19 protein-coding genes are annotated in these 20,870 nt (G+C 32.9%); 3 read left to right on the top strand and 16 right to left on the bottom strand.

The window, feature by feature from the left end:
• Positions 1-40: 40 nt before the first annotated feature.
• From CPHY_RS10140 to CPHY_RS10125, 4 genes are all read right to left on the bottom strand, one after another.
• Positions 41-664, bottom strand: a complete 624-nt coding sequence (locus CPHY_RS10140) for a CDP-alcohol phosphatidyltransferase family protein (protein ID WP_012199982.1) — start codon at positions 662-664, stop codon at positions 41-43.
• Entirely contained in the window at positions 648-1,712 is a 1,065-nt protein-coding gene (locus CPHY_RS10135) for a lysylphosphatidylglycerol synthase transmembrane domain-containing protein (RefSeq protein ID WP_012199981.1), read from the bottom strand. Before CPHY_RS10135 ends, CPHY_RS10140 begins: the two co-directional genes overlap by 17 nt.
• A 154-nt stretch (positions 1,713-1,866) precedes the next feature.
• Positions 1,867-2,799: a magnesium transporter CorA family protein gene (locus CPHY_RS10130; protein ID WP_012199980.1), complete on the bottom strand. Its 933-nt coding sequence runs from the start codon at positions 2,797-2,799 to the stop codon at positions 1,867-1,869.
• A gap of 503 nt (positions 2,800-3,302) precedes the next feature.
• Positions 3,303-5,993 carry a ComEC/Rec2 family competence protein gene (locus CPHY_RS10125; RefSeq protein WP_012199979.1) on the bottom strand — a complete coding sequence of 897 codons (2,691 nt, stop codon included), beginning with the start codon at positions 5,991-5,993 and terminating at the stop codon, positions 3,303-3,305.
• Between the two features lie 131 nt (positions 5,994-6,124).
• Between CPHY_RS10125 and CPHY_RS22655 the strand changes: the two genes are divergently transcribed.
• Positions 6,125-6,274 (top strand): PF20097 family protein, encoded by a 150-nt coding sequence (locus CPHY_RS22655; protein WP_408611164.1) that lies wholly within the window; start codon positions 6,125-6,127, stop codon positions 6,272-6,274.
• Positions 6,275-6,611: 337 nt separating this feature from the next.
• Here CPHY_RS22655 and CPHY_RS10115 read toward each other — a convergent pair whose 3' ends face one another.
• From CPHY_RS10115 to CPHY_RS10060, 11 genes are all read right to left on the bottom strand, one after another.
• Positions 6,612-7,541: a GerMN domain-containing protein gene (locus CPHY_RS10115; RefSeq protein ID WP_012199978.1), complete on the bottom strand. Its 930-nt coding sequence runs from the start codon at positions 7,539-7,541 to the stop codon at positions 6,612-6,614.
• Between the two features lie 51 nt (positions 7,542-7,592).
• The gene (locus CPHY_RS10110; RefSeq protein WP_012199977.1) at positions 7,593-9,047 is read right to left on the bottom strand and encodes a HAMP domain-containing sensor histidine kinase; all 1,455 of its coding nucleotides are present in this window, start codon (positions 9,045-9,047) and stop codon (positions 7,593-7,595) included.
• Positions 9,004-9,693, bottom strand: a complete 690-nt coding sequence (locus CPHY_RS10105) for a response regulator transcription factor (protein WP_012199976.1) — start codon at positions 9,691-9,693, stop codon at positions 9,004-9,006. Before CPHY_RS10105 ends, CPHY_RS10110 begins: the two co-directional genes overlap by 44 nt.
• 86 nt (positions 9,694-9,779) lie before the next feature.
• Positions 9,780-10,496 (bottom strand): helix-hairpin-helix domain-containing protein, encoded by a 717-nt coding sequence (locus CPHY_RS20800; RefSeq protein WP_012199975.1) that lies wholly within the window; start codon positions 10,494-10,496, stop codon positions 9,780-9,782.
• 163 nt (positions 10,497-10,659) lie between these two features.
• A complete protein-coding gene (locus tag CPHY_RS10095) occupies positions 10,660-11,097 on the bottom strand; it encodes a DMT family transporter (RefSeq protein ID WP_012199974.1) in 438 nt (145 codons plus the stop codon).
• A 359-nt stretch (positions 11,098-11,456) separates the two neighbouring features.
• Positions 11,457-12,653, bottom strand: coding sequence for an aspartate aminotransferase family protein (locus CPHY_RS10090; protein WP_012199973.1), 1,197 nt, complete (start codon positions 12,651-12,653; stop codon positions 11,457-11,459).
• Positions 12,654-12,655: 2 nt separating this feature from the next.
• Positions 12,656-13,558, bottom strand: coding sequence for an acetylglutamate kinase (gene argB, locus CPHY_RS10085; RefSeq protein WP_012199972.1), 903 nt, complete (start codon positions 13,556-13,558; stop codon positions 12,656-12,658).
• Positions 13,559-13,657: 99 nt separating this feature from the next.
• Positions 13,658-14,878: a bifunctional glutamate N-acetyltransferase/amino-acid acetyltransferase ArgJ gene (gene argJ, locus CPHY_RS10080; protein WP_012199971.1), complete on the bottom strand. Its 1,221-nt coding sequence runs from the start codon at positions 14,876-14,878 to the stop codon at positions 13,658-13,660.
• Positions 14,879-15,025: 147 nt separating this feature from the next.
• Positions 15,026-16,066, bottom strand: a complete 1,041-nt coding sequence (argC, locus tag CPHY_RS10075) for an N-acetyl-gamma-glutamyl-phosphate reductase (protein WP_012199970.1) — start codon at positions 16,064-16,066, stop codon at positions 15,026-15,028.
• A 1,148-nt stretch (positions 16,067-17,214) separates the two neighbouring features.
• Positions 17,215-17,568 (bottom strand): hypothetical protein, encoded by a 354-nt coding sequence (locus CPHY_RS10065; protein WP_012199968.1) that lies wholly within the window; start codon positions 17,566-17,568, stop codon positions 17,215-17,217.
• A 152-nt stretch (positions 17,569-17,720) separates the two neighbouring features.
• A complete protein-coding gene (locus CPHY_RS10060) occupies positions 17,721-18,032 on the bottom strand; it encodes a hypothetical protein (protein ID WP_012199967.1) in 312 nt (103 codons plus the stop codon).
• A 130-nt stretch (positions 18,033-18,162) separates the two neighbouring features.
• Here CPHY_RS10060 and CPHY_RS10055 point away from each other — a divergent pair, with 130 nt between their 5' ends.
• A complete protein-coding gene (locus tag CPHY_RS10055) occupies positions 18,163-18,732 on the top strand; it encodes a hypothetical protein (RefSeq protein WP_012199966.1) in 570 nt (189 codons plus the stop codon).
• 73 nt (positions 18,733-18,805) lie between these two features.
• On the opposite strand, the gene CPHY_RS21720 is transcribed toward CPHY_RS10055, so the two are convergent.
• Positions 18,806-18,967, bottom strand: coding sequence for a hypothetical protein (locus tag CPHY_RS21720; RefSeq protein ID WP_157668703.1), 162 nt, complete (start codon positions 18,965-18,967; stop codon positions 18,806-18,808).
• Positions 18,968-19,475: 508 nt separating this feature from the next.
• Here CPHY_RS21720 and CPHY_RS10050 point away from each other — a divergent pair.
• Entirely contained in the window at positions 19,476-20,870 is a 1,395-nt protein-coding gene (locus CPHY_RS10050) for a chitinase (RefSeq protein WP_012199965.1), read from the top strand.

The raw sequence follows: 20,870 nt of genomic DNA, 5'->3' as shown, positions 1-20,870 counted from the left end.
TATATTATCAAGATATCTCTCAATCATTGATTCATGTAACCTATTTTAATAAGATAACACCGGCTAAGATAAAAATTCCATAAACGGTCATTACCAAACAGCCAATATTACCAGGCTTTTTCACTTTAAAATCATATACAAATAAAAATGCTACAATTAACAATACAATAGAATATACCGTACTTGGAACTATATCTATTCCGATGAAATGGCGTATTATGTATACACTAGGTAATATCATTGATATCGTTGTAACTGGTAGCCCCTGATAATACTTACGACATTCTGTGGTTTCTTTCTGTCTCGCTTGTTCCATAACATTAAAATATCCTAAGCGAATAACAGCACCGAGAACAAATAAGGTAGCACTAACTACGCCAAGAGCATTATATGGACAGGTCATATAGGCGATAATACCTGGTAATACACCAAAACATACTAAATCGCAAAGCGAATCAATTTGAATACCAAATACTTTTTCATCTTCTGTACGATTTTTCATCGCTCTTGCAACTTTACCATCAAACATATCACAGGTACCAGATATTATTAGGCAAAGTAAAGCCACATTAATATTTCCAGTAATCGCCTGAGACATACCAAATATCGCTGATGCTAATCCCAGGTAAGTTAGTATTACCGAATAATTATAAAATCCTATCATATAGCTGTCCACCATTCTCTAAATTTTTCTTCCGTTTTTGCTTTATGGAACCAAATGCAGTAACAACTGCGCTAATTATAAGTAAAGCGTAGTAAGTAATACCTCGGCTTAATAACATTCCAGGCAAAACGAATTCTTCTCCGAAGATAGTCAAAAATATTACTAAAAAGCTACTCTCACTAGCTCCCATCCCACCAGGAAGTGGTAATGAATCAACCGCAAGAGCTATTATAGTCTGTAATGCAATAATCTGAAATGCACTCGCACCGCGAAGACCAAATGCTAAATAAATTATATAAGTAACCGAAAAAAGACAAATTCTTTGTAATATTGTAATAATAAAAACATGAAACAAAACCTTTTTGTTTCCTTTAATATAATCTGCACTCTTATCGTACTTTTTCAACGTTTTTAATGCTTTTCTTAACCATTTCTCTTTATTTTTAATAAGTTTATGGTTCCCAAGCCATAAAATGGTTCTACCTACTATTTTAGTTACAAAAGATTGTTTGAATATTGCAATTACTAAGAACAAGACAAAACCTACATTTGCAATAATCCCAAACAATATTAAAAACCAAATATTCGAAGCATGAATCGAAATAAAACTCCATTCAAAAATTGCTGCAATCAGACATAAAATAATTAATACTGTTTTATATGCAGCAGTCACAATCATAAGCACTACAGTAGATACTGCCATATTAATACCATCACGGCTCATGGAAATTACTTGCATCGGCTGCCCGCCAGAAGCGGAAGGTGTAATGGCACTAAAAAAGAATCCTACAAAAGAGTACTTTAAACAGTGTAAAAACGATACCTTTTCTTTTACCGTATGCATCAGGTATTGAATAATAACGGATTCTGAACTTACAAACAATAAGCTTAAGATCATTCCCAATACTATATATCCATTCTTAGCCCGATGGATGGAATCTAATACAGCGTTTAGTTCATGATCTTTGAATACTAGATAATAAGTCAAAAGAAAAACAGCGAATAAAAATCCAGTGTTCAAAAGATATTTTACATATTTTTTTGGCAATGATACAACCCCCATACACAAGTGGAACTAACACTCTTACAAAATGTGATAAAAAGACACACTTTCAGATATTATTCCATTATTTAAAGTATACTATTTCTAGCGATGATTGTCAATGAAAAGCATCCAAAGCCCCAAACTATTCCAGATATTTCTACATTAACTTTTTCTTTTTAAACCATATAATACAAAAGATAACAACGGCTATACTTAAGAAAACAACTCCCAAATATCCATATCTCCAAGTGACTTCAGGCATAAATTTAAAATTCATTCCATACCATCCAACAATTAATGTAAGTGGTAAGAAAATAGTCGTTACTACCGTAAAGACCTTCATAATATTGTTAATATTATAATCCATCTGAGCTTGATATGCTTCTCGAACCTGTGATACATACTCTCTAAGCATTTGAATATTGTTCGATAATCTATCAACTCGGTTAGTAAACATTTTAAAATATCTCAAATTCTCATCCTGAAAGATATCATTCTCATTCTCCATTAGGTCTTCACCTATATTAGCAAGTTGTTCATAATAATTTCTCATGGTTGATAGCTTTTTTTGTATTAGTAGCAACTCATCATTAAAGTTTTTTATTTCATTGGAAAATACTCGTTTTTCCAGTTTACTAATCTTTAATTCCAGATTCTCTATTTCTATATTCTCTTCAAAGATAAGACGAGACAAAAAGTTATAGATTATCTTTTCCAACGTAGCTTTATTTTGTTTTGTCCTTGCTAACACCATATCAAGTGCTGATATCGTACTTTTGTCTTCGTCAAATATATCAACTATCAAAAACAGATTACTCATAATATAGAAAGCTACTTTATCTGGGCTTTTGTGTATATCTTTACTGTCTATGACATTAATGATACCAAAGCTGTAATCATCATATACTGCAATTGTATTTTGTATGTTTTTATTCTCACTACGACATGTAGTTAATGTAGATTCTGAAAAGTCAAAAAACTCATATATCTCATCTAATTCTTTTAACGTAATGATACCAACATAGATTGATTCGCTATTAATTTCCCTATAGTCTACTGGTTTAACGGTATTGGATATTTCATAAAACATATCCTCTCTCCTTTCGTAAGGCACATGGTGTGATATACTCATTAGTTTAACCATTTCCAAATCTACACTGTAGTATACACCTTTAGTTGGAATTTTCAACTGGTATTCTAATGGTATTGTGTAACCAGAGGCACCTTCCCCTCACTCTCCTTTGTTTCAAAAAATGAGCGGTTATATTCATAATATTTTACAATCAATTTTGACGATATGTAGTTCAGTGCTATCATTACTATATCATTAATTGTTGCTTTTTGATTGTTATTATTTGTTAGTTTTATTTAGTATTGTCGACCCTATCATTATTTTCACAAAGGATCATTAACTCATTCTCATGATCTTTTATCGAGACTAGAACTAGGAACATAACTTTATCATTATCTTTCCAAAATTCCTTTGCTTCGTCGTAATTATTATAATATTACATATCATAATACATTTTATGTCAAAGAACAATCCTATAACTATTTAAATCAACAAAATATTTGATTAAAAAACTACCTCTTTCAATCATCGTACTTTTCTTTTATAAAGCTACTTTTCTTCATAAGGAAACCATCCGTAATAATTTCAATCGCACCCACATTCATAGTCAAATCATAGGGGAGATTCCTCTCCTGAAAGCGAGTACAAACCAAAGGATGCGGATGATGATAACGATTGTTTTTTCCTGCACTGATAACAGAATAAATTGGATTAATACCATCAAGAAATCCTTCTGCACTAGAAGTATTCGAGCCATGGTGGGCTACCTTTAGGAATTCGATTCGTTCTTCAGGTTTTATTAACCCTAATTCTCTCATTTTCTTAATTTCTGAAAGTGCTGCGTTTTCTCCGTCTTGATACACATCACCTGTAAATATTCCTTGAAAATCTCCATAGATTAGGCATAGTACTAAGGAATGAGCATTGTTAGAAGTTGCAATATATTTGTTACTAGGGTGAAGACAACGTAAAGTTACTCCATTCCATATTAGTTCATCACCGGTAGAAAATAAATGAATTTTCACTCCTTTCTCATTAGCAAGTGAAATTAGATTTTGATAACTTTCATCATAAATAGGTAGTTTAGGTAGGATAAGGTTTCTTATTACAATCTTTCCCGTATAATTACGTTGAAAGTTCCCTTCTTTTAATTTTGGCATGGAATCTAAAATCTCATAGATTCCACTAATATGATCATAGTCTGAATGAGATATAAAGGCATAATCGATTGCTCCTATCGCCTTACTCTTAAGGAATGGTATTAATCTATACTTACCGACCTCCTTAATATCACTACTACCACAGTCAATCAAGCAAGTTATTCCATTCCTTTCTATCACGATACCATCTCCTTGCGACACATCAAGACATGTGACCTTAAGTTCCTTACCTTTCCAAAGCATTAGTAAGGGTATTAGAAGTATGAGAAGAAAAAATTGCGGGTAAATTATTTTGTTTTTCTTACTTTTCTGATTACTACACTCACTCCTTTTATACTCTTCCCTTCTAGTTTTCTTACTTTTAAAAACTATACTTTTTAGTTCTCTATTTTTGAACTCTCTTTTTTCCCTCATATCTACTTTCCCATATTGATTCATTACTTCTTGCTCTTTATAAGCACTTACATTGTTTACCTCGTTTTTTCTATCTTTTATGATAGGTATACTGGCAAAAACAGCAAACACAACGGCATAATAAAATAGTATCTGGTAGATAGGAATTTTTCCTACCAAAATATAATGATAAGGAAGTTTTAGATTAATTCCACAGATATACTCATAACCATTTAAAATATAATAAGATGCACCAATAATCCACCTTGCAATTTTAATAGAGAGAAAAGAAAGAATACATGCAATACTTGATGATACAAGAAGAAAAGATGAAAAAGGAACCAATAACAGATTTACTAGAACAGAATAAAGAGGGATTTCATAAAAGAAGTATGCTAGAAGTGGTAATGTCATAATTTGCGTTGATATACTTAAGAAAGATGCTTCTATGATCTTTTTCATTATCTTATTAGAAATGGAGTCACTAAAGTTACACAGTTTAGGGTATATTAGAACAATCCCAAGTACCGCACCATAGGAAAGTAAAAAGCCTGCGGATACTAATTCTCTAGGTTGTTGTATTAGGATAATAAGTGCACTAAGAGACAATGATGATAATATATCATAAGTTTTTCCAAATATGATAGCTCCTAGTGATAAGGTAAACATGATAACTGCTCTTTTAGTAGAGACAGAATATCCAGTTAATGCACCATAGAAAAGTAAAAATACAACAGATAAAAAGATGGAAACTTGAATAGAAAGTCGACATTTAGATAGAAGTTTATAGATAGCATATCCTAATAAAGAAACATGCAGCCCACTTACTGACATCATATGGGCAATTCCACCTTGTTGATATAAATCTGAAACATCCTCTGGAAGCATCGATTTATCACCAAATAAAATCGCGCTCAATACACCCGCTTCTTTTTCTGGTAAAATAGTTGTCATTTGATCTGTAAGCCATTGTCTACACTTGTAGAAAATGTGGGAAAGAGGAAAAATTTTATCAGATTTCAAGATAACATCCTTTGTATATAGTTTAAAACTAATATTCTTTGTCTTATAATAAGAATATTCATCAAATTGCCCCGGATTCCTTGCGTGTGATAATGGACTTAATGTTCCGTTAAGTAATATAGAATTACCTATTTTATAGGTGGTGACTCCATTTATTATGTCGGGATTTTTTTCTACAGTGATATATACCTGAATCTTTTCCTTCATGTAATACTTTTTAGAATTCTTATCGTCCTTAGTAGAAACCACCCCTTCTCCAATGGTAAATGCCATTCCTTTGTTGGTTCTACTTATGTCGTATATCTTTCCTTGTACCATTACTTCCGTAGATTCTGTTAACTCCTGTTCTATAACTTCCTTTCTTAATTCACTCTTCATGATATGAAAACCAAGTAAAGTAGAAAGTAATAAAATAAGAAAGAATCCTATGTAATAATTAATTATTCTACATTTGTAGATTACTATCGAATTTTGTTTCTTATCATTATTATTCTTAACATATAAAAACAATAGAATTAAAATCGTTATTAACATAGACATAACGCCAATCTGCTGATAGGTGTCTTGTGTATAGCGATATAGTAAATTTCCGAAGATAAACCCTAATAGAATCCAAACCAATGGACGTTTTATCATAAGATCTGTTCCTCCAATTAAAATCAATTATAGCTAATGATAAACTAAAAAAATACGATGAAACTGTATATAAGATTGTATATCCTGTAGTAAAAAAATAAATATGTATAATTTAAATTAGAAAGCTGGTAATGCATGTGAAATGTCCATACTGTGATGATAAGATGGAACAAGGTGTTATACAGAGTCCACATGAGATTTCCTGGATGAAAAAGAAACACATAATCGGCAGCGCTGAATTTCATAAAGGTTCTATTATTTTGTCCGAATTATCATTCTAAAAAGGTTCCGCTGCTATCGCTTATTGTTGCAGGAATTGTGAAAAGATGATTATAGATTTTAAAGATGGTAATTGTGATATGAATCACAGATTTTATAGATGGCATTTTAATGTAATAATAGCTGTAAAAAGCATAAAAGGAAGAATAGAGCTTATACCACTCCATTCTTCCTTTGTATAATCGTTTTCTATGAATCATTATTTTTTTATGACCGATTATTTTTATGACCATTATTTTTATGACTCATTATTTTTAGGAATCATTATTTTTTAGGACTCATTATTTTTTATGGCTCATTATTTTTTTAAAACTCATTATTTTCTATGCATCTAATTTCTTATTTCTCACTCTTAATAATATCAAGATTACGTTCTAGTGGTTGATCAATCGCAATCTTTCGATATAGATTGGTTACTTCACCGTTAATCAGAAATTGTACCCTATCTATATTTTCTTCACTAATAAGTGTATTAACTATAGAGTAAATCGTAGTAGCTTCTGTGACTTTTGGCAGTTTATTCAAAAATTCAGAACTTAAATCTACAGTACATATTCCATCTTTCTTGCTTATTTTATTAAGCACAGTATTTTGTGGAATTGTTGCCTGCATTCCTGCTTGAAGTTCGACATCAATCGGACCTGCAATCAATTGTTCTACGATAATCTGCTCGATTGGTATGCTTCCGTCATATTCAATTCTACGAACCGATTCTAATAATCCATCCCCTGTTTCATTTGCATAAAAGAGAGATACTTGATCTACTTGTGAATATGAGGTAAAATCTCCTACATTATCAATGAAATGGTCTGCACTCATCATATCAACCCAGCTTCCATCATCTAACACCAAAGGAAGTCCATTCACTAAGAATTCGACATAAGTAATCCCTTCAATTTGAGTAAATGTCTTTACGATTGCTGCCCTCATCAATACTTCAGAAATACCAGTAACATTTTTATAATTAATATCAAACCCTAATTGTAACTGCCCTGCTCCACCAAAGTTATAACCAAGTAATGTAATATCTTTTGGTTTTGCAAGTTTATAATCCGAATTTTGGGGTTCAATACTTAACGCTTTTAAAAACTCCTCAATCTGCCCCTTTCTATCTGTACTTTTCAAATCATAAGATTCTGACACAATTGCTGTTTCATCCTTATTTATATAATATAATTTTGTTCCAGCAACTGGTTCATTCACTTTCTTATGACATCCAATAAGGAGTAAGGATAGGCAAAGGACAAACCAAAAGCAATATTTTTTCATATACTTTCCTTCCTAATGCAATAATCTAGCATATACATAGCATTATTCTTCTTATGGAATATAATTGAGCGGAATTCGTAAGGTAAAGGTAGACCCTTCATTTTCCTGACTATAAACTTTTATAGCACCATTGTGCATTAATACAACATTCTTTGTAATAGAAAGACCAAGACCTGTTCCACCAGTCTGCCTTGCTCTCGCTTTATCAACTCGGTAGAATCGATCAAAGATATTGCCTTGTGCACTTTCTGGAATTCCAATCCCGGAATCTGCTACTTTGATATAGAAATATTTATGGTCTGCATTTAAGGAAACGCGGACCCATCCGTCATCAACATTGTATTTGATTGCATTTTCAATTAAATTCGATATTGCAAGCGATAGCTTAACTTCATCCACTTCTGCTAATACATTTCGAAAACTTTCATATACTAGCTCAATGTTTCGCTTCATAGCAATCGGTTTTAATCGCTTTAATATAATTTCAAGTAGCTCATTAACGCTAACCGTTGCAATATGCATTTCGCCTGTTTTTTTATCAAGCTTAACTAAGGATAGTAAGTCAGTGATGATATTATTCTCACGCTCGATTTCCTCATTAATGTCTGTCATAAATTCACGATATAGTTCAACCGGTGCATCTGGTTGAGTTAACAAAGACTCCGCAAGGACTTTAATGGAAGTAATCGGTGTTTTTAACTCATGTGATACGTTACTCACAAATTCCTGCCTGGATTCTTCTAATGTTTTCATTCTTCCTAACATTTCGTTGAAGGAATCGGAAATCTTTTCAATTTCCGTAAACCCAAGTATATTAACTTCATCATCCATATAACCGTCTGAAACATGTTGGATGGAGGCTATTATAGCTTTTAATGGCTTTACCATATGTTTAGAATAGAGAAAAGCTGCTATAAATAACACGATTAAAATAATCCAACAATAAATCATAGCCTCTTGGCCCATATTACTTAATATTGCATATTCTCTTTCCAAAGAAACATTCATAATAATTACGCCTAGTGGTAATGGCTTATCTGATGATATAATTGGAATCATAACCTCAGCTCTTTTTGTGCCTGAACTTTTTTTTGTACTAGTTGCCCCCCTTAGGCATTTAATAACATCAGAGGATAACAACACCTTCCCTGTAGCTTCTTTTCCGAAAGTATCTGAAATTACTTTTAAAGTATTATCTACAACAAGAACTCTTCCATCATATTGGTCTGCTAATAAGGACAATTGCGTTGTGATTTCATTCGACGTTGCGTTCGTTAAGAATCCGCTAAATAATATTTTGTTTGCAATATCTAATCCATGTATTTGAACATCATTTAGCTTTTCGTTAATACTTTGATCCTTATAAGAGCGACTCAAGGCAGCCGTTAAAATGGCAGCCGGAACTAATCCGACTACCATCAGTGCAATCAGCATATGCAGACGCATACTTTTAAATTTACGTTTAATTTTTGAAATAATAACCAACACCCCATTTAGTATGTACATACTTAGGCTCGCTAGGATTTTCTTCAATCTTCTCTCTTAAGCGGCGGATATGCACATCCACTGTTCTGACATCGCCTGGATAGTCATAACCCCATACGATGTTTAATAAATTTTCTCTGCTGTATACTTTATTCGGATTAAGAACTAGTAATTCTAGTACATCAAATTCTTTCGCAGTAAGATTAATTTCTTTTTCTGAAATAAATACACGGCGACTCTCACTATCAATCTTTAGATCACCAAAGACAATCGTCTTAGATGCTTCTGCTTCTGAAGCCTTTCTTGTATTTCTTCTCATAATTGCTTTGATTCTAGCTTTTACTTCTAAAATATTAAATGGCTTAGTAATATAATCATCTGCACCATATTCTAGTCCTAGAATCTTATCCATATCATCACCTTTAGCCGTTAACATGATGACTGGCATATTAGAAAATTCACGTATCTGCTGGCATACTTCAAACCCATTCATTCTTGGAAGCATAACATCAAGAAGAATAACATCATATTCTTTTTGTTTCGCAAAAACGAGTGCTTCCTCACCATCATAAGCACAATCAACTTCCATGCCATCTTGTTCGAGGGAAAAGCGAATTCCCTTAACAATTAATTTTTCATCATCTACTACAAGCACCTTTTTACTCAACGAATCCACCTCTTTCATCTCTGTATCTGTTCTTTTCCGTACCACTTTTACAAGGAAAAATTTTGTTCTTGCTAGTGCAAACTTGTTTATTTTCCTACTGTAATGAAGTCTTTCATTCGATTAAAAACTGCTGATTTAATTCCGGAAATATTTTGAAGTTCTTCAATGGTTGAAAACAAACCATGCTCTGTTCGATAAGAGATAATACTTAACGCTTTTGCTTCTCCAATCCCGGGAATAGTCATAAGTTCTTCTTTCGTTGCCTTATTTATATTGACTTTTGTTTTATTAGAACTTTCATCGTTCTTTTCTTTCCCAGTCGGGTTAGAAAATACGACTTCTGCAATTTCTACATCGGATAGCGTTTCCACTTCCTTTTTGTTTGGAACATAAATCCTTTGTCCATCTGTAATCAAAGCGGCTTGATTAAAAGCATCTTCCGCTGCTTCCTTCGTAAATCCTCCTGCAGCCTCAATAGCATCTACAACTCTTGCTTTTTCTGAAAGAGTATACACACCAGGATTATTTACTTCTCCGCAGACATGAATTACAGCCTCTAATAGCAGGTCTTGTTCTGAGATATTTTCTTTGCTTACTTCCTTATCATTTCTTAAAGTAATTTCAGATAATTCTCCCGAAGTATCCTTTGGATACTTCGGATCCTCCAATTTCTTACCATCACCATTTAACAACACTACCTCGGGATCTGCTTTCCCACCAAAGACAGTACTTGAATAAATACCCCCGGCGATTATAAGAGCTAATATCAAACAAAAACCTGCAATTTTACGTTTTTTCTCCATAGGATTATCCTTTCATTGATAACCTTTAGGAGCAATAGTCTCAATACACTACACAATACCATTGTACCTAATTAGATAGGTGAATACAAGTGGAAAAAAGCAAATATTTTTTGATTATTTATGACTAGAAAAAGTTCGCGAAGCGTACTTTTCTCGTATTGTACTATTTTTCCCATTTAAAGGTTATGATACCGCCAATCATGAGTGCAAGTCCAATTAACTTTCTCCATTCAAAAGGAACTTTTTCCGTTCCAAAGATTCCGAAAAGCTCAATAACATAAGAAGCTACTAATTGTGCAGTTACAATAAGTATGGTAGCCTTCGCTGGACCAAGAGAACCGATGCTTTGAATCACAGTAAATGTTATGAATGCTCCAATTGCTCCACCGAGTAACATGTACTTGTCTTGTATCCGTATCAGTTGTCCAAAGTTACCTTCCCTACCCGTAATAAAATAGGCTGCTAAACATACGATTAAAGCTGAAAATTGAACAAAGGAAGATGCTACCCACACACTTGTCTGCTTTGTAACACCTGTATTAAAGACTCCCTGTATACTCATTAACGCACCCGAAATTAATGCTACGATCCAACCAATCATTTTTAAAACCTCCTAATTATCCTTATACTTTCTCGCGCAAAGTTCTCTTTAACGTCTGTAGTTTTCCCTATTTTGCTAATTACTATGCGAAAATAGAAAAGAAACAGGTACGACAATTAATGAAGCGACACTGACAACAAAAGATGAAATTCTTAAAGAGATTGTGGACTTTTGGGACGAATAAAGATGAGCTCTTGACGATAAGAACCTTTGAAAGGATAAAGGCGCTATCATGACAACAGGCTGTAAGAGTGGTATATTTAATTTCTTCCACTCTTACAGCCTGCTGACTCTAAAAATTAAGGAGTAGCTATAAAATCGTACCTTATCTCAAAATGATAGAACTATTGGTTCAACTTCTATTTATTTGTTCCGTTCATTCCTATGCATTCTTTAAAAATAGAAATCATTTCATCTACATGCTTCTTCTCTATAATTAACGGTGGTAAGAAACGTATTACCTTAGTTCCGGCTGATATTAAAATAAGGTTCTTTTCTAGCGCACGAGCAATGATATCTTTCACTGGAATATTAAATTCTAAGCCAAGCATCATCCCCTTGCCTCTTATGGTAACAATTGAGTTATTGTCTTTTTTAAGCTCTAGTAATTTTCCCTGTAAATACTCCCCTACAACCTTTACATTTGATAAAATCTGTTCCTGTTCAAATAAATCAAAAACTTTAGAAACAGCTGCTGTAGCCAAAGGGTTCCCACCATAAGTAGTTCCATGATCCCCAGGTTCTAGAGCATTAGCTACGGATTCTTTCGCTGCAAATGCACCAACAGGTACCCCGCACCCTAACGCTTTGGCAGTAGTAACAATATCAGGGGTTATTCCATATTGTTCGTAAGCAAACATAGTTCCACAACGTCCCATCCCGCATTGTATTTCATCTAGGATAAGTACAATATCTTTATCATCACAAATCTGGCGCACTTCTTTTAAATACTCAGGGTCCGCTGGATAAATACCACCCTCTCCTTGTACCGTTTCTATTAATATAGCGCAGGTTTTATCAGAAATTCTACCCTTTAACTCATTTATATTATTATAAGGAACAAAAACAGCACCACCAATCAGTGGTTCAAAGGCATCTCTGTATTTTTTTGTACCAGTTACGGATAAAGCTCCCATACTTCTTCCGTGAAAAGAATGTTCCATAGCAATTATTTCACTATCTGCTTTCCCGTATTTCTTATAATAATACTTTCTTGCTAACTTTATTGCACCTTCGATTGCTTCTGTTCCGCTATTGGTAAAGAAAACACGGTCCATTCCAGTTGCCTTAACTAATTTCTTTGCTGCAGCGAGTGCTGGTTCACTATAAAAATAATTTGACGTATGGATAAGTTTATCTAATTGTTCTTTCAGTACATTATTATACTCACCATTCGCATAACCAAGAGCAAATACCGCAATACCTGATACAAAATCGAGATATTTTTTGCCATTAATATCATAGAGATAAACACCTTCCCCATGATCTAATACAACGGGATAACGATTATACGTATGCATCAGTACCTGTTCTTGTTGGTTTATTATGTTCTCCATCCTCACCCCTCCTTCATCCCACTTTCATGTTCAAATAAGATTGAATCATCATTTATTATTGCTGTTCCAATCCCTTTATTCGTAAAAAATTCAAGTAACAAACAATGTTCTCTTCTTCCATCTAAAATATGAACCCTTGATACCCCGCTTCTAACTGCATCAATACAATTTTTTAGTTTTGGTAACATACCACCGCCAATAAATCCTTCTTGGATTAACTCATCCGCTTTTTCTAAAGTTAAAACGGAAATCAGCGTTGACTTATCTTCAGGATTTTGATAGACACCTTCGATATCTGTTAAAAATGCCAATTTTTCAGCACCTATAGCAGTGGACACCGCACAAGCAGCATCGTCCGCATTAATGTTATAAGCCATATAATTCTTATCAAGTCCAATTGGTGCAATAATTGGAATAAAATCATTTTTAATTAAAGTATCGATTAAATCGGTATTAACTTCTGAAATATTACCAACAAAACCGATATCTTCTCCATTTACTAACTTCTTTTCACAACAAAGTGTCGCACCATCCTTACCGCTAATACCAACTGCTTTTACTCCAAGTTGTTGTACCATCTGCACCAAGTGCTTATTAACTTTACCAAGTACCATTTCAGCGACTTCCATTGTCACTTCATCCGTTACCCGAAGTCCATCGACAAACTTTGACTCATGACCTAGTAAGGAAACCCATTTACTAATCTCCTTACCGCCACCATGTACAATGATTGGCTGCATACCAACTAATTTTAATAAAACTACATCCTTAATTACATTAAGCTCAAGTTCCGGGTCAAGCATAGCACTTCCCCCGTACTTTACTACAACCTTCTTATTATTAAATTTTTGAATATATGGTAACGCCTCTATTAATGTTTGTGCTTTTACTAATATTTGATCCATATGAAGTCCCCTTATGTTATAATTTTACCGTCATAATTAATCTTTTATTTTTACTGCCTTAATTGATTTTATTGTTTTGGCTTAATTGATCTTATTTTCTTAGGAACGATAATCCGCATTGATTTTAACATAGTCGTAAGTCAAGTCGCATCCCCATGCCTTTGCAAAAGCCGTACCAAGTTTCATATCAGCAATAGCAGTTACTTCCTTATGAGACAGTATCTTAGTTGCCAACTCTTCGGAGTAATCAGTCGCCATACCGTTTTCAACTAATTGCAATTTTCCCAAACTACTTTCTATAAATAAATCCACCTTATCTGGATCAAATTCAACTCCAGCGTATCCCATAGCACATAAAATTCTACCCCAATTTGCGTCATTTCCGAATACAGCTGTTTTGACAAGATTGGAGGTTATGATTGATTTACTAAGTGTAATAGCTTGTTCCTTTGTCGCTGCATTAAGTACAGAAACCTCTAATAATTTCGTTGCACCTTCCCCATCCCCTGCCATCATTTTCGCCAAGGTTTCTGTTACATAATGAAATGCTGCATAAAACAGATAATATGCCTCATTTTTCTCCGTAATTATTTCATTTTCAGCAAGACCATTTGCCATTACCATGAGTGAATCATTTGTTGAGGTATCTCGATCCACTGAAATCATATTAAAGGTATCAATTACACCGGAACTTACAACTGCCTGTAACATTTCTTTACTAATCGAGACATCGGTTGTCACAACGCCAAGCATCGTTGCCATATTCGGATGAATCATACCAGAACCCTTACTCATACCACCTACTGTAACTTTTTTTTCACCTAGAAAGAAAGTTACCGCACATTCTTTAGATATCGTGTCCGTTGTCATAATTGCCTCAGCGGCTAATAATCCGGATTCCTTCGTGTCTGATAATTCATTCACCAATTTCTTAGAACCCGCTTCAATTACCTCTATAGGTAATTGTTTTCCGATAACTCCAGTAGATGCTGTTAAAACAGAACTAACAGGTATGGAAAGTACATGCGCAACGGCTTTTGCCATCTTCTCATTGTTTATATCACCAAGTTCGCCAGTGCATGCGTTCGCAACTCCACTATTTAAAACAACTGCCTGAATAGCCTTATTTTGCTTTAATAAGTTCATATCCCATTTTACTGGTGCAGCTTTTACTATATTTGTTGTAAATACACCCGCGCCCACTGCAGGAACTATACTATAAACCAACGCCATATCTTTTCTTTTTTTCTTTATTCCTGCATAGATGCCTGAAGCCTTAAAACCTTTCGCTGCTGTTACTCCACCTTTGATTATCTTCATAAATGTTTTTGTATAAGGAACTCCCCTTATACTCTCCTTTCTCTCCGTTGTTTTATCCGCATCTAAAGTTAGATATTAATCCATGTTTTCTTATTCGTTACAAGTAAAAGTGAGTGTAGGTACTTTCTCCCGTTTATACTCCATAAATTAAGGAAACATTGGTACTAATTTAAGTCCTTCTTGTTCTGGTAACCCAAACATTAGGTTCATATTTTGAACTGCCTGCCCTGCCGCACCTTTTACCAAATTATCCATAGCTCCCATCATAATAATTCGGTTTGTTCGATTATCTATAACAAAATTTACATCTACAAAATTACTTCCTTCTACCCAGCGAGTTTCAGGGGGCATCCCTTTTTCTAAAACACGTACAAAATATTCCTTCTCATAATATCTATCATAAATTTCCTTAACTTCCTCATAGCTGACTCGCTTCTTTAATTTTCCGTAAGCAGTTATTAATATCCCACGGTTCATTGGAACTAAATGTGGAGTAAAATTAATCGTTACGTTCTCCAACGTTATCAAGGAGAATTGTTCTTCAATCTCAGGGGTATGGCGGTGTGTACTTACACCATAAGCTTTCATATTTTCATTTACCTCACAGTAAAGATTATCAACCTTTGCACCTCTACCAGCTCCTGAAACACCTGACTTTGCATCTATGATAATACTATCAGTTTCAATTATTCCTTCTTTTATCAGTGGATATATCGATAAGATAGAACAAGTAGGATAACATCCAGGATTAGCAATTAAACGTGCTTTTTTTATATCCTCTCTGTTAAACTCACATAATCCATATACCGCTTCTTTTAGAAAATCCGGACTGTTATGCTTTATTCCATACCATTCCTCATAAGTCTTTACATCTTTTATCCGGTAGTCTGCACTTAAATCAATTACTTTTACTTTGGATAAGATATCCTCTGTCATTACTGAGGCACAGAACCCTTGCGGTGTTGCTGTAAAGATGACATCCACGTGTCTAGCTAGTTCTTCCATATTATCATCAAAACAACTTTCCTCCACTATTTGAAACATATTTTGAAATACTTCCGAGTATTTTTTATCTATGTAACTTTTTGACCCATACCACACAATTGAAACCTCTTTGTGCTGTAATAAAATCCGTACCAACTCTTGCCCTGCGTACCCTGTAGATCCAATAATGCCAACCTTAATCATATAGCCTCCATTCTCATAAGGTAAAATATTCTAAAGTGTTCATAATTATACATCTGTATTGTATATTATGCAAGCTTAATTTATATGTTCATTTATAATTATTTATTATAGCACCCATAACCAAAAACGAAAACACCCGTACTATATAGGGTATTTTCGTTTTTTGCTTATATTTTTATTGAATTTATATTTACTTATGTTAAATTGTCGGCTTAGATATTATGTATTAATTTACATTACCTTTAATAAATCTACTGTTATTAAAGAAAAACAAACCAATGCTTAGTAAGAAAATTATTAATTCGCTTTTAATACAAACTGTTATATATTGACATTTACTATTAATGTAATATAAAATATTTATATCTGATAAAATCTGTTATATTTTAAAAAAATATTTTAAGAAATATTACGTATTAATATTTTATCAATGTTTATATAACCATGGAAGATCTTAATTTTTAATCAAAGGTGGTTTTATGAAAAAGAAATAGTTTGCTATTATAATACTTTGTATCATTACTATTTTATTAACTTACAATTTGATAAAATATCCTTTAAGAACAGATTTGTGGAGACTTATTGGTATTTCTAATGACAAGCCTTATGAACTATATTTATGGCATGATGGAAAGGAAGTAGAGATTAAGGACAATGATATGAAAGAAAAGTTATTAGAGTATCTCTCCGGGAAATACACACGTGAAACTAGTGATTATATAATGAAATCAGCAGGAGTGAGTTGGATTCTTCGGATAAAATATAATGATAATATAAAAAGCATTATAATATATGGAAATATTAAAAAGATAAAGTATGAATCCTTACATAATTTATTACTAATTATATTCCAACATCATTACTACAATCTATATATGATAAATATAAATAAAGTCAGAATAAAAAACAGACAAGTAGTCTGTTTTTTTATTCTAATCAGGTCAGTCCCTTTTTATGTTTTTAAGATTTTTTCTCTAATCGATGAAGATAAGTTACTAGTCTACCTTTTTGATTTTAAACAATTTGTAGATAATATAGCTGAAAATAAAGAAGTGAATTGTTTTTAAATGAATTCTAATAAATATTAATTTAGAATCGAATTACTTAACTCTTGTCCTAATTATTCTTAGGTCATAGACCTACCTGTTTTACGGGTTATAAGGAAAATATGAGACTTGAACTGCCCCAATTGAGATAAGGGTATATGGAGCATTCAAATCTCTCCTTACTTGGAATACGATATTTCCTAAAGCTTTATAATATGCATCTTTATCTGGTGTTTGTATTGGGTTCCTTATTGCATTAACTACAAAAACCTTTTCTCTTTTGGAACAATCTACACATACCAATGACCTTTCATCAATTATTGCATTCACATATATAGCAGATTTCTTATACTCCTCTAATATCGCTGTACTCCAAACATCTTCTATTAATTCTACACCTGGTCTTATTCTCCCTACATATGAAATTACAATTTCATATCTCTCCGTTAATTCCATAGAAAAAAACCTTTTTCTTTATCATATGAATTTAAAATATCAATGTTACCTTTTTGATCAAAGTATACTCACAATTCGCATATCTCAGTGAAATGTTTGCAATTTAATAAAAGATACAGCCAGATTTAACTGGCTGTATCTTTTATTATAAATTATTGAGCGACGTACAAGATTCTACCATTACTTGCAGTCACTGGTGCAATTAGCTTTTCAGTGTTTTCAAATGTAAAATTCTGTTCTGTGTCAGCTGCTATAGTTCCTTGTGTAGCCTCAAAAATTAAAAATGTTACTTCTTGAGTCAAAGCTGTTCCAGGTGTGGAGTCGGTAAGCAAAGCAACATAATAAATATTTGAGCTTCCTGCATAATCAAATGAATTCGTATTTTTAAAAGTAATGTCATAAAACGCGTCATTCACACTTTTGTCAAACGGTTCTGCATTAGTTACACTTACATTAATAGCCATAAAAACTCACCCTTTCTCAAAATTATTTCAAATTCTATTTAAAACCCTATTTTATTATATTTAAAATATTTTATTTTGTGCATGTGACTTTATTCGCAAGATTGCGTATATTATAGGAGGAGGGATAACTATGCATGTAATAGATTTAAGATGCAGAGAATCAGATAATTTTTCAATAAATTGTTGTAAAAACGATAACGAAGAACGATTATTATTAGGTCAAAATGATTGCTGTAAAGAATCCATATATCTCTACTTTGATCTTCCATTATTTTTAAACATGAATCTAGTGCAAAGTTCTAAGCTTATTCTTTATAAACTACCAATGTGTTGTAAGAATCAAAAAACATTAAGCAATCAATATAGCGTATATCCACTCATCGATTTTTACAGCCCATTTGTTGGTTGCTTTTCACCACTAAGATTTGATTGTACTTATAAAGAAGACTTTGAAGACAACATAAATCTTGGCTATTCAGAAATTGATGTAACATCAATGGTGAAATCATGGTTACAAGGATCCATAGAAAACAAAGGTCTGCTAATAACAGGTGAGGAACATTCTCCACTCATTGTTTATGCATCAGAAAAAGACATGGATTCAAAAATACATCCAATACTAAGAATAATTATTTCTGATTCTTTAGTATTTCGTACACTAACTGAAATTCCATGTAAAGTTAATATGAGAAGTAACTAATGGTTATAACTAAAATCAAACGACTTATCTTTTATGAGGATAAGTCGTTTGATTTTGGAGCTTAAATAATCTACTAGTTTTTATCATTATCTTTTGAATTATAACTAGCTATTAAAATAATAACACCAATTATTCCTAGGAAATCTGTCAATAATAATGCTTCAACACTTAGATGCATGATAATTGTTACTAAAAGAACTCCAATACCCAAAAGCATATTTTCAATTTTTTTCATCTTATTTTACCTCATTTATTTGTATTAGTAATATAAAGTTTTTCAATTTAAAAATATGTAAGTTATTATGTTATTAATTCTCTCTTAAAATAATGCCAGCACCAGTATATTTCCACCAATTCCCATCCTTCTTTTTGTTCGTTCTCCTAACCCCGCTATAAAAACACATTTGTATTCATATTTTTTCATATTTATTTCACCCCCTTGAATTCAGATTTTTGATCCCTATTTAAAATATTAACAATATTTTTTTGTTTTTCATTGATACCTCTTACTTCATTAACTTAGCCAAAAGAACATTTCATATTTTACAAAATATCAATATTTAATCTCTTTTGTACATTATTTAGCAAAATTAATCATGAATAGTGTACTTTTAATTTTAATGGGCATTATTTACATTTTTATATTGTTAGTCCCAAACATTTATGTTAATATATTTTTGATATATGTAGGTATATATAGATATTGTAACTATTAACTTTATTCTAACGTATAGGAGGATTTTATGAAATTAAAATTGCAACGAATTCTTTGTTTTTCTCTGTTACTGTTTATCATTTTTCCTTCAATCTCTATTTATGCGGCAGATAAAACACCTTTGTATAATTCTATAGCACTCAGTGAAAAAACTGAGCCGCCATATCCTTTTTGGAAAGATTACATGAATTATTCACAAAGTGGTACAAAAGTATATTACATAGGTAAAATTTATCAAAATAAATGGTATGCTAATGCTGGACAAAAGCCAAATGCCGGTGACCCTTGGGCTTTAGTAGGTGATGCAGAATGGACCGTTCCTGAGGACGAAAAGAATTATCAAAAACAAGAAAGTTCAGTTTCAATAAACAAAATATTGACGGATTCTGAAATTCTTTCCTTATATGGGGGTATCAACCCAGAGTATTCACCTGAAAAGGCACTTAACAGACTAAACCAACTTATACAAGAGACAGCTTATAATGAGCTTTTCCCATACCGCTTCGGCTCTCCATTATGGAAAACTTGTTCTGCAACTGCACAGTACTATCCTAACACCTCTAATATTCCAGATTATTATTCTTACAATAATCTAAAGGAAGCCTTAAAAACTTTGGCAAATACCATTGTTAAGGTTCAATGGTATGAAGGATCCGAATGGTGTTACCGTATTATTCGTTTGGATAAGACTACAAAAGAACAAAAGCTTACTTATTCCGATCCTAATTTTGATGCTGAATGGCTTCAATCAAAGCCTCTTCAAACTAAAATATGTGACTATGGCTCCTTTCTGGCTGTAGGTAATAACAATACTCAAAAAAGAGAGTTGGCAGGATTTTTAGCGAATATCTCTCATGAAACCGGTGGCGGTACGATCGGTGGTGAAGTGTCAAATGATTCTTTGACCGGACTCTACTTTAATGAAGAGGTAGGTTTTATTGGTTCAACTGCTATCGGTTATGTGCAAAGCACCGGAACTAATTACCTCCCAGTAGCCGGAAAGAGTTATCATGGCAGAGGACCAATTCAATTATCTTATAATTATAACTATGGTCTTTGCTCTGATGTTATTTTAGGAGATAGCTCAATACTTCTAAAAAACCCTGAGTTACTTACAAGTAATGGTGTAATGGGCTTTATGACCGGTATATGGTTCTGGATGACACCACAACCTCCAAAACCTTCTTGCCACGAAGTAATCAGTGGAATCTGGCAACCGAAACCAGGTAGTCCAAATGCTCAATATAACGGTAATTTTGGATTAACCATTGTTATAATCAACAATGAGTCAGGACAGTCAGAAAACGGAACTGGAGCAGTTGCTCGCCGAGCAAGATATTATAGAATTTTTACTCAGAAGATGAATGCTAATATTCAAGGAGAGCAATGTGATACGGTTGGCATGACAACCTTTGTACAATAA

Source organism: Lachnoclostridium phytofermentans ISDg (assembly GCF_000018685.1).
Lineage (GTDB): Bacteria > Bacillota > Clostridia > Lachnospirales > Lachnospiraceae > Lachnoclostridium > Lachnoclostridium phytofermentans.
Note: the sequence above shows the minus strand (reverse complement) of the source record. Positions and strands in the feature narration are given on the sequence as shown.

What these genes read in the sequence shown, in the direction of transcription:
- CPHY_RS10090 (WP_012199973.1), bottom strand. Translation starts at nt 12,653, where the DNA reads ATGGAGAACATAATAAACCAACAAGAACAGGTACTGATGCATACGTAT.
- CPHY_RS10125 (WP_012199979.1), bottom strand. Translation starts at nt 5,993, where the DNA reads ATGATAAAACGTCCATTGGTTTGGATTCTATTAGGGTTTATCTTCGGA.
- CPHY_RS20800 (WP_012199975.1), bottom strand. Translation starts at nt 10,496, where the DNA reads ATGGAGAAAAAACGTAAAATTGCAGGTTTTTGTTTGATATTAGCTCTT.
- CPHY_RS10050 (WP_012199965.1), top strand. Translation starts at nt 19,476, where the DNA reads ATGAAATTAAAATTGCAACGAATTCTTTGTTTTTCTCTGTTACTGTTT.
- CPHY_RS10065 (WP_012199968.1), bottom strand. Translation starts at nt 17,568, where the DNA reads ATGGAATTAACGGAGAGATATGAAATTGTAATTTCATATGTAGGGAGA.
- CPHY_RS10095 (WP_012199974.1), bottom strand. Translation starts at nt 11,097, where the DNA reads ATGATTGGTTGGATCGTAGCATTAATTTCGGGTGCGTTAATGAGTATA.
- CPHY_RS10055 (WP_012199966.1), top strand. Translation starts at nt 18,163, where the DNA reads ATGCATGTAATAGATTTAAGATGCAGAGAATCAGATAATTTTTCAATA.
- CPHY_RS10110 (WP_012199977.1), bottom strand. Translation starts at nt 9,047, where the DNA reads ATGTACATACTAAATGGGGTGTTGGTTATTATTTCAAAAATTAAACGT.
- CPHY_RS10130 (WP_012199980.1), bottom strand. Translation starts at nt 2,799, where the DNA reads ATGTTTTATGAAATATCCAATACCGTTAAACCAGTAGACTATAGGGAA.
- CPHY_RS22655 (WP_408611164.1), top strand. Translation starts at nt 6,125, where the DNA reads ATGCATGTGAAATGTCCATACTGTGATGATAAGATGGAACAAGGTGTT.
- argC (WP_012199970.1), bottom strand. Translation starts at nt 16,066, where the DNA reads ATGATTAAGGTTGGCATTATTGGATCTACAGGGTACGCAGGGCAAGAG.
- argB (WP_012199972.1), bottom strand. Translation starts at nt 13,558, where the DNA reads ATGGATCAAATATTAGTAAAAGCACAAACATTAATAGAGGCGTTACCA.
- argJ (WP_012199971.1), bottom strand. Translation starts at nt 14,878, where the DNA reads ATGAAGATAATCAAAGGTGGAGTAACAGCAGCGAAAGGTTTTAAGGCT.
- CPHY_RS21720 (WP_157668703.1), bottom strand. Translation starts at nt 18,967, where the DNA reads ATGAAAAAAATTGAAAATATGCTTTTGGGTATTGGAGTTCTTTTAGTA.
- CPHY_RS10140 (WP_012199982.1), bottom strand. Translation starts at nt 664, where the DNA reads ATGATAGGATTTTATAATTATTCGGTAATACTAACTTACCTGGGATTA.
- CPHY_RS10115 (WP_012199978.1), bottom strand. Translation starts at nt 7,541, where the DNA reads ATGAAAAAATATTGCTTTTGGTTTGTCCTTTGCCTATCCTTACTCCTT.
- CPHY_RS10060 (WP_012199967.1), bottom strand. Translation starts at nt 18,032, where the DNA reads ATGGCTATTAATGTAAGTGTAACTAATGCAGAACCGTTTGACAAAAGT.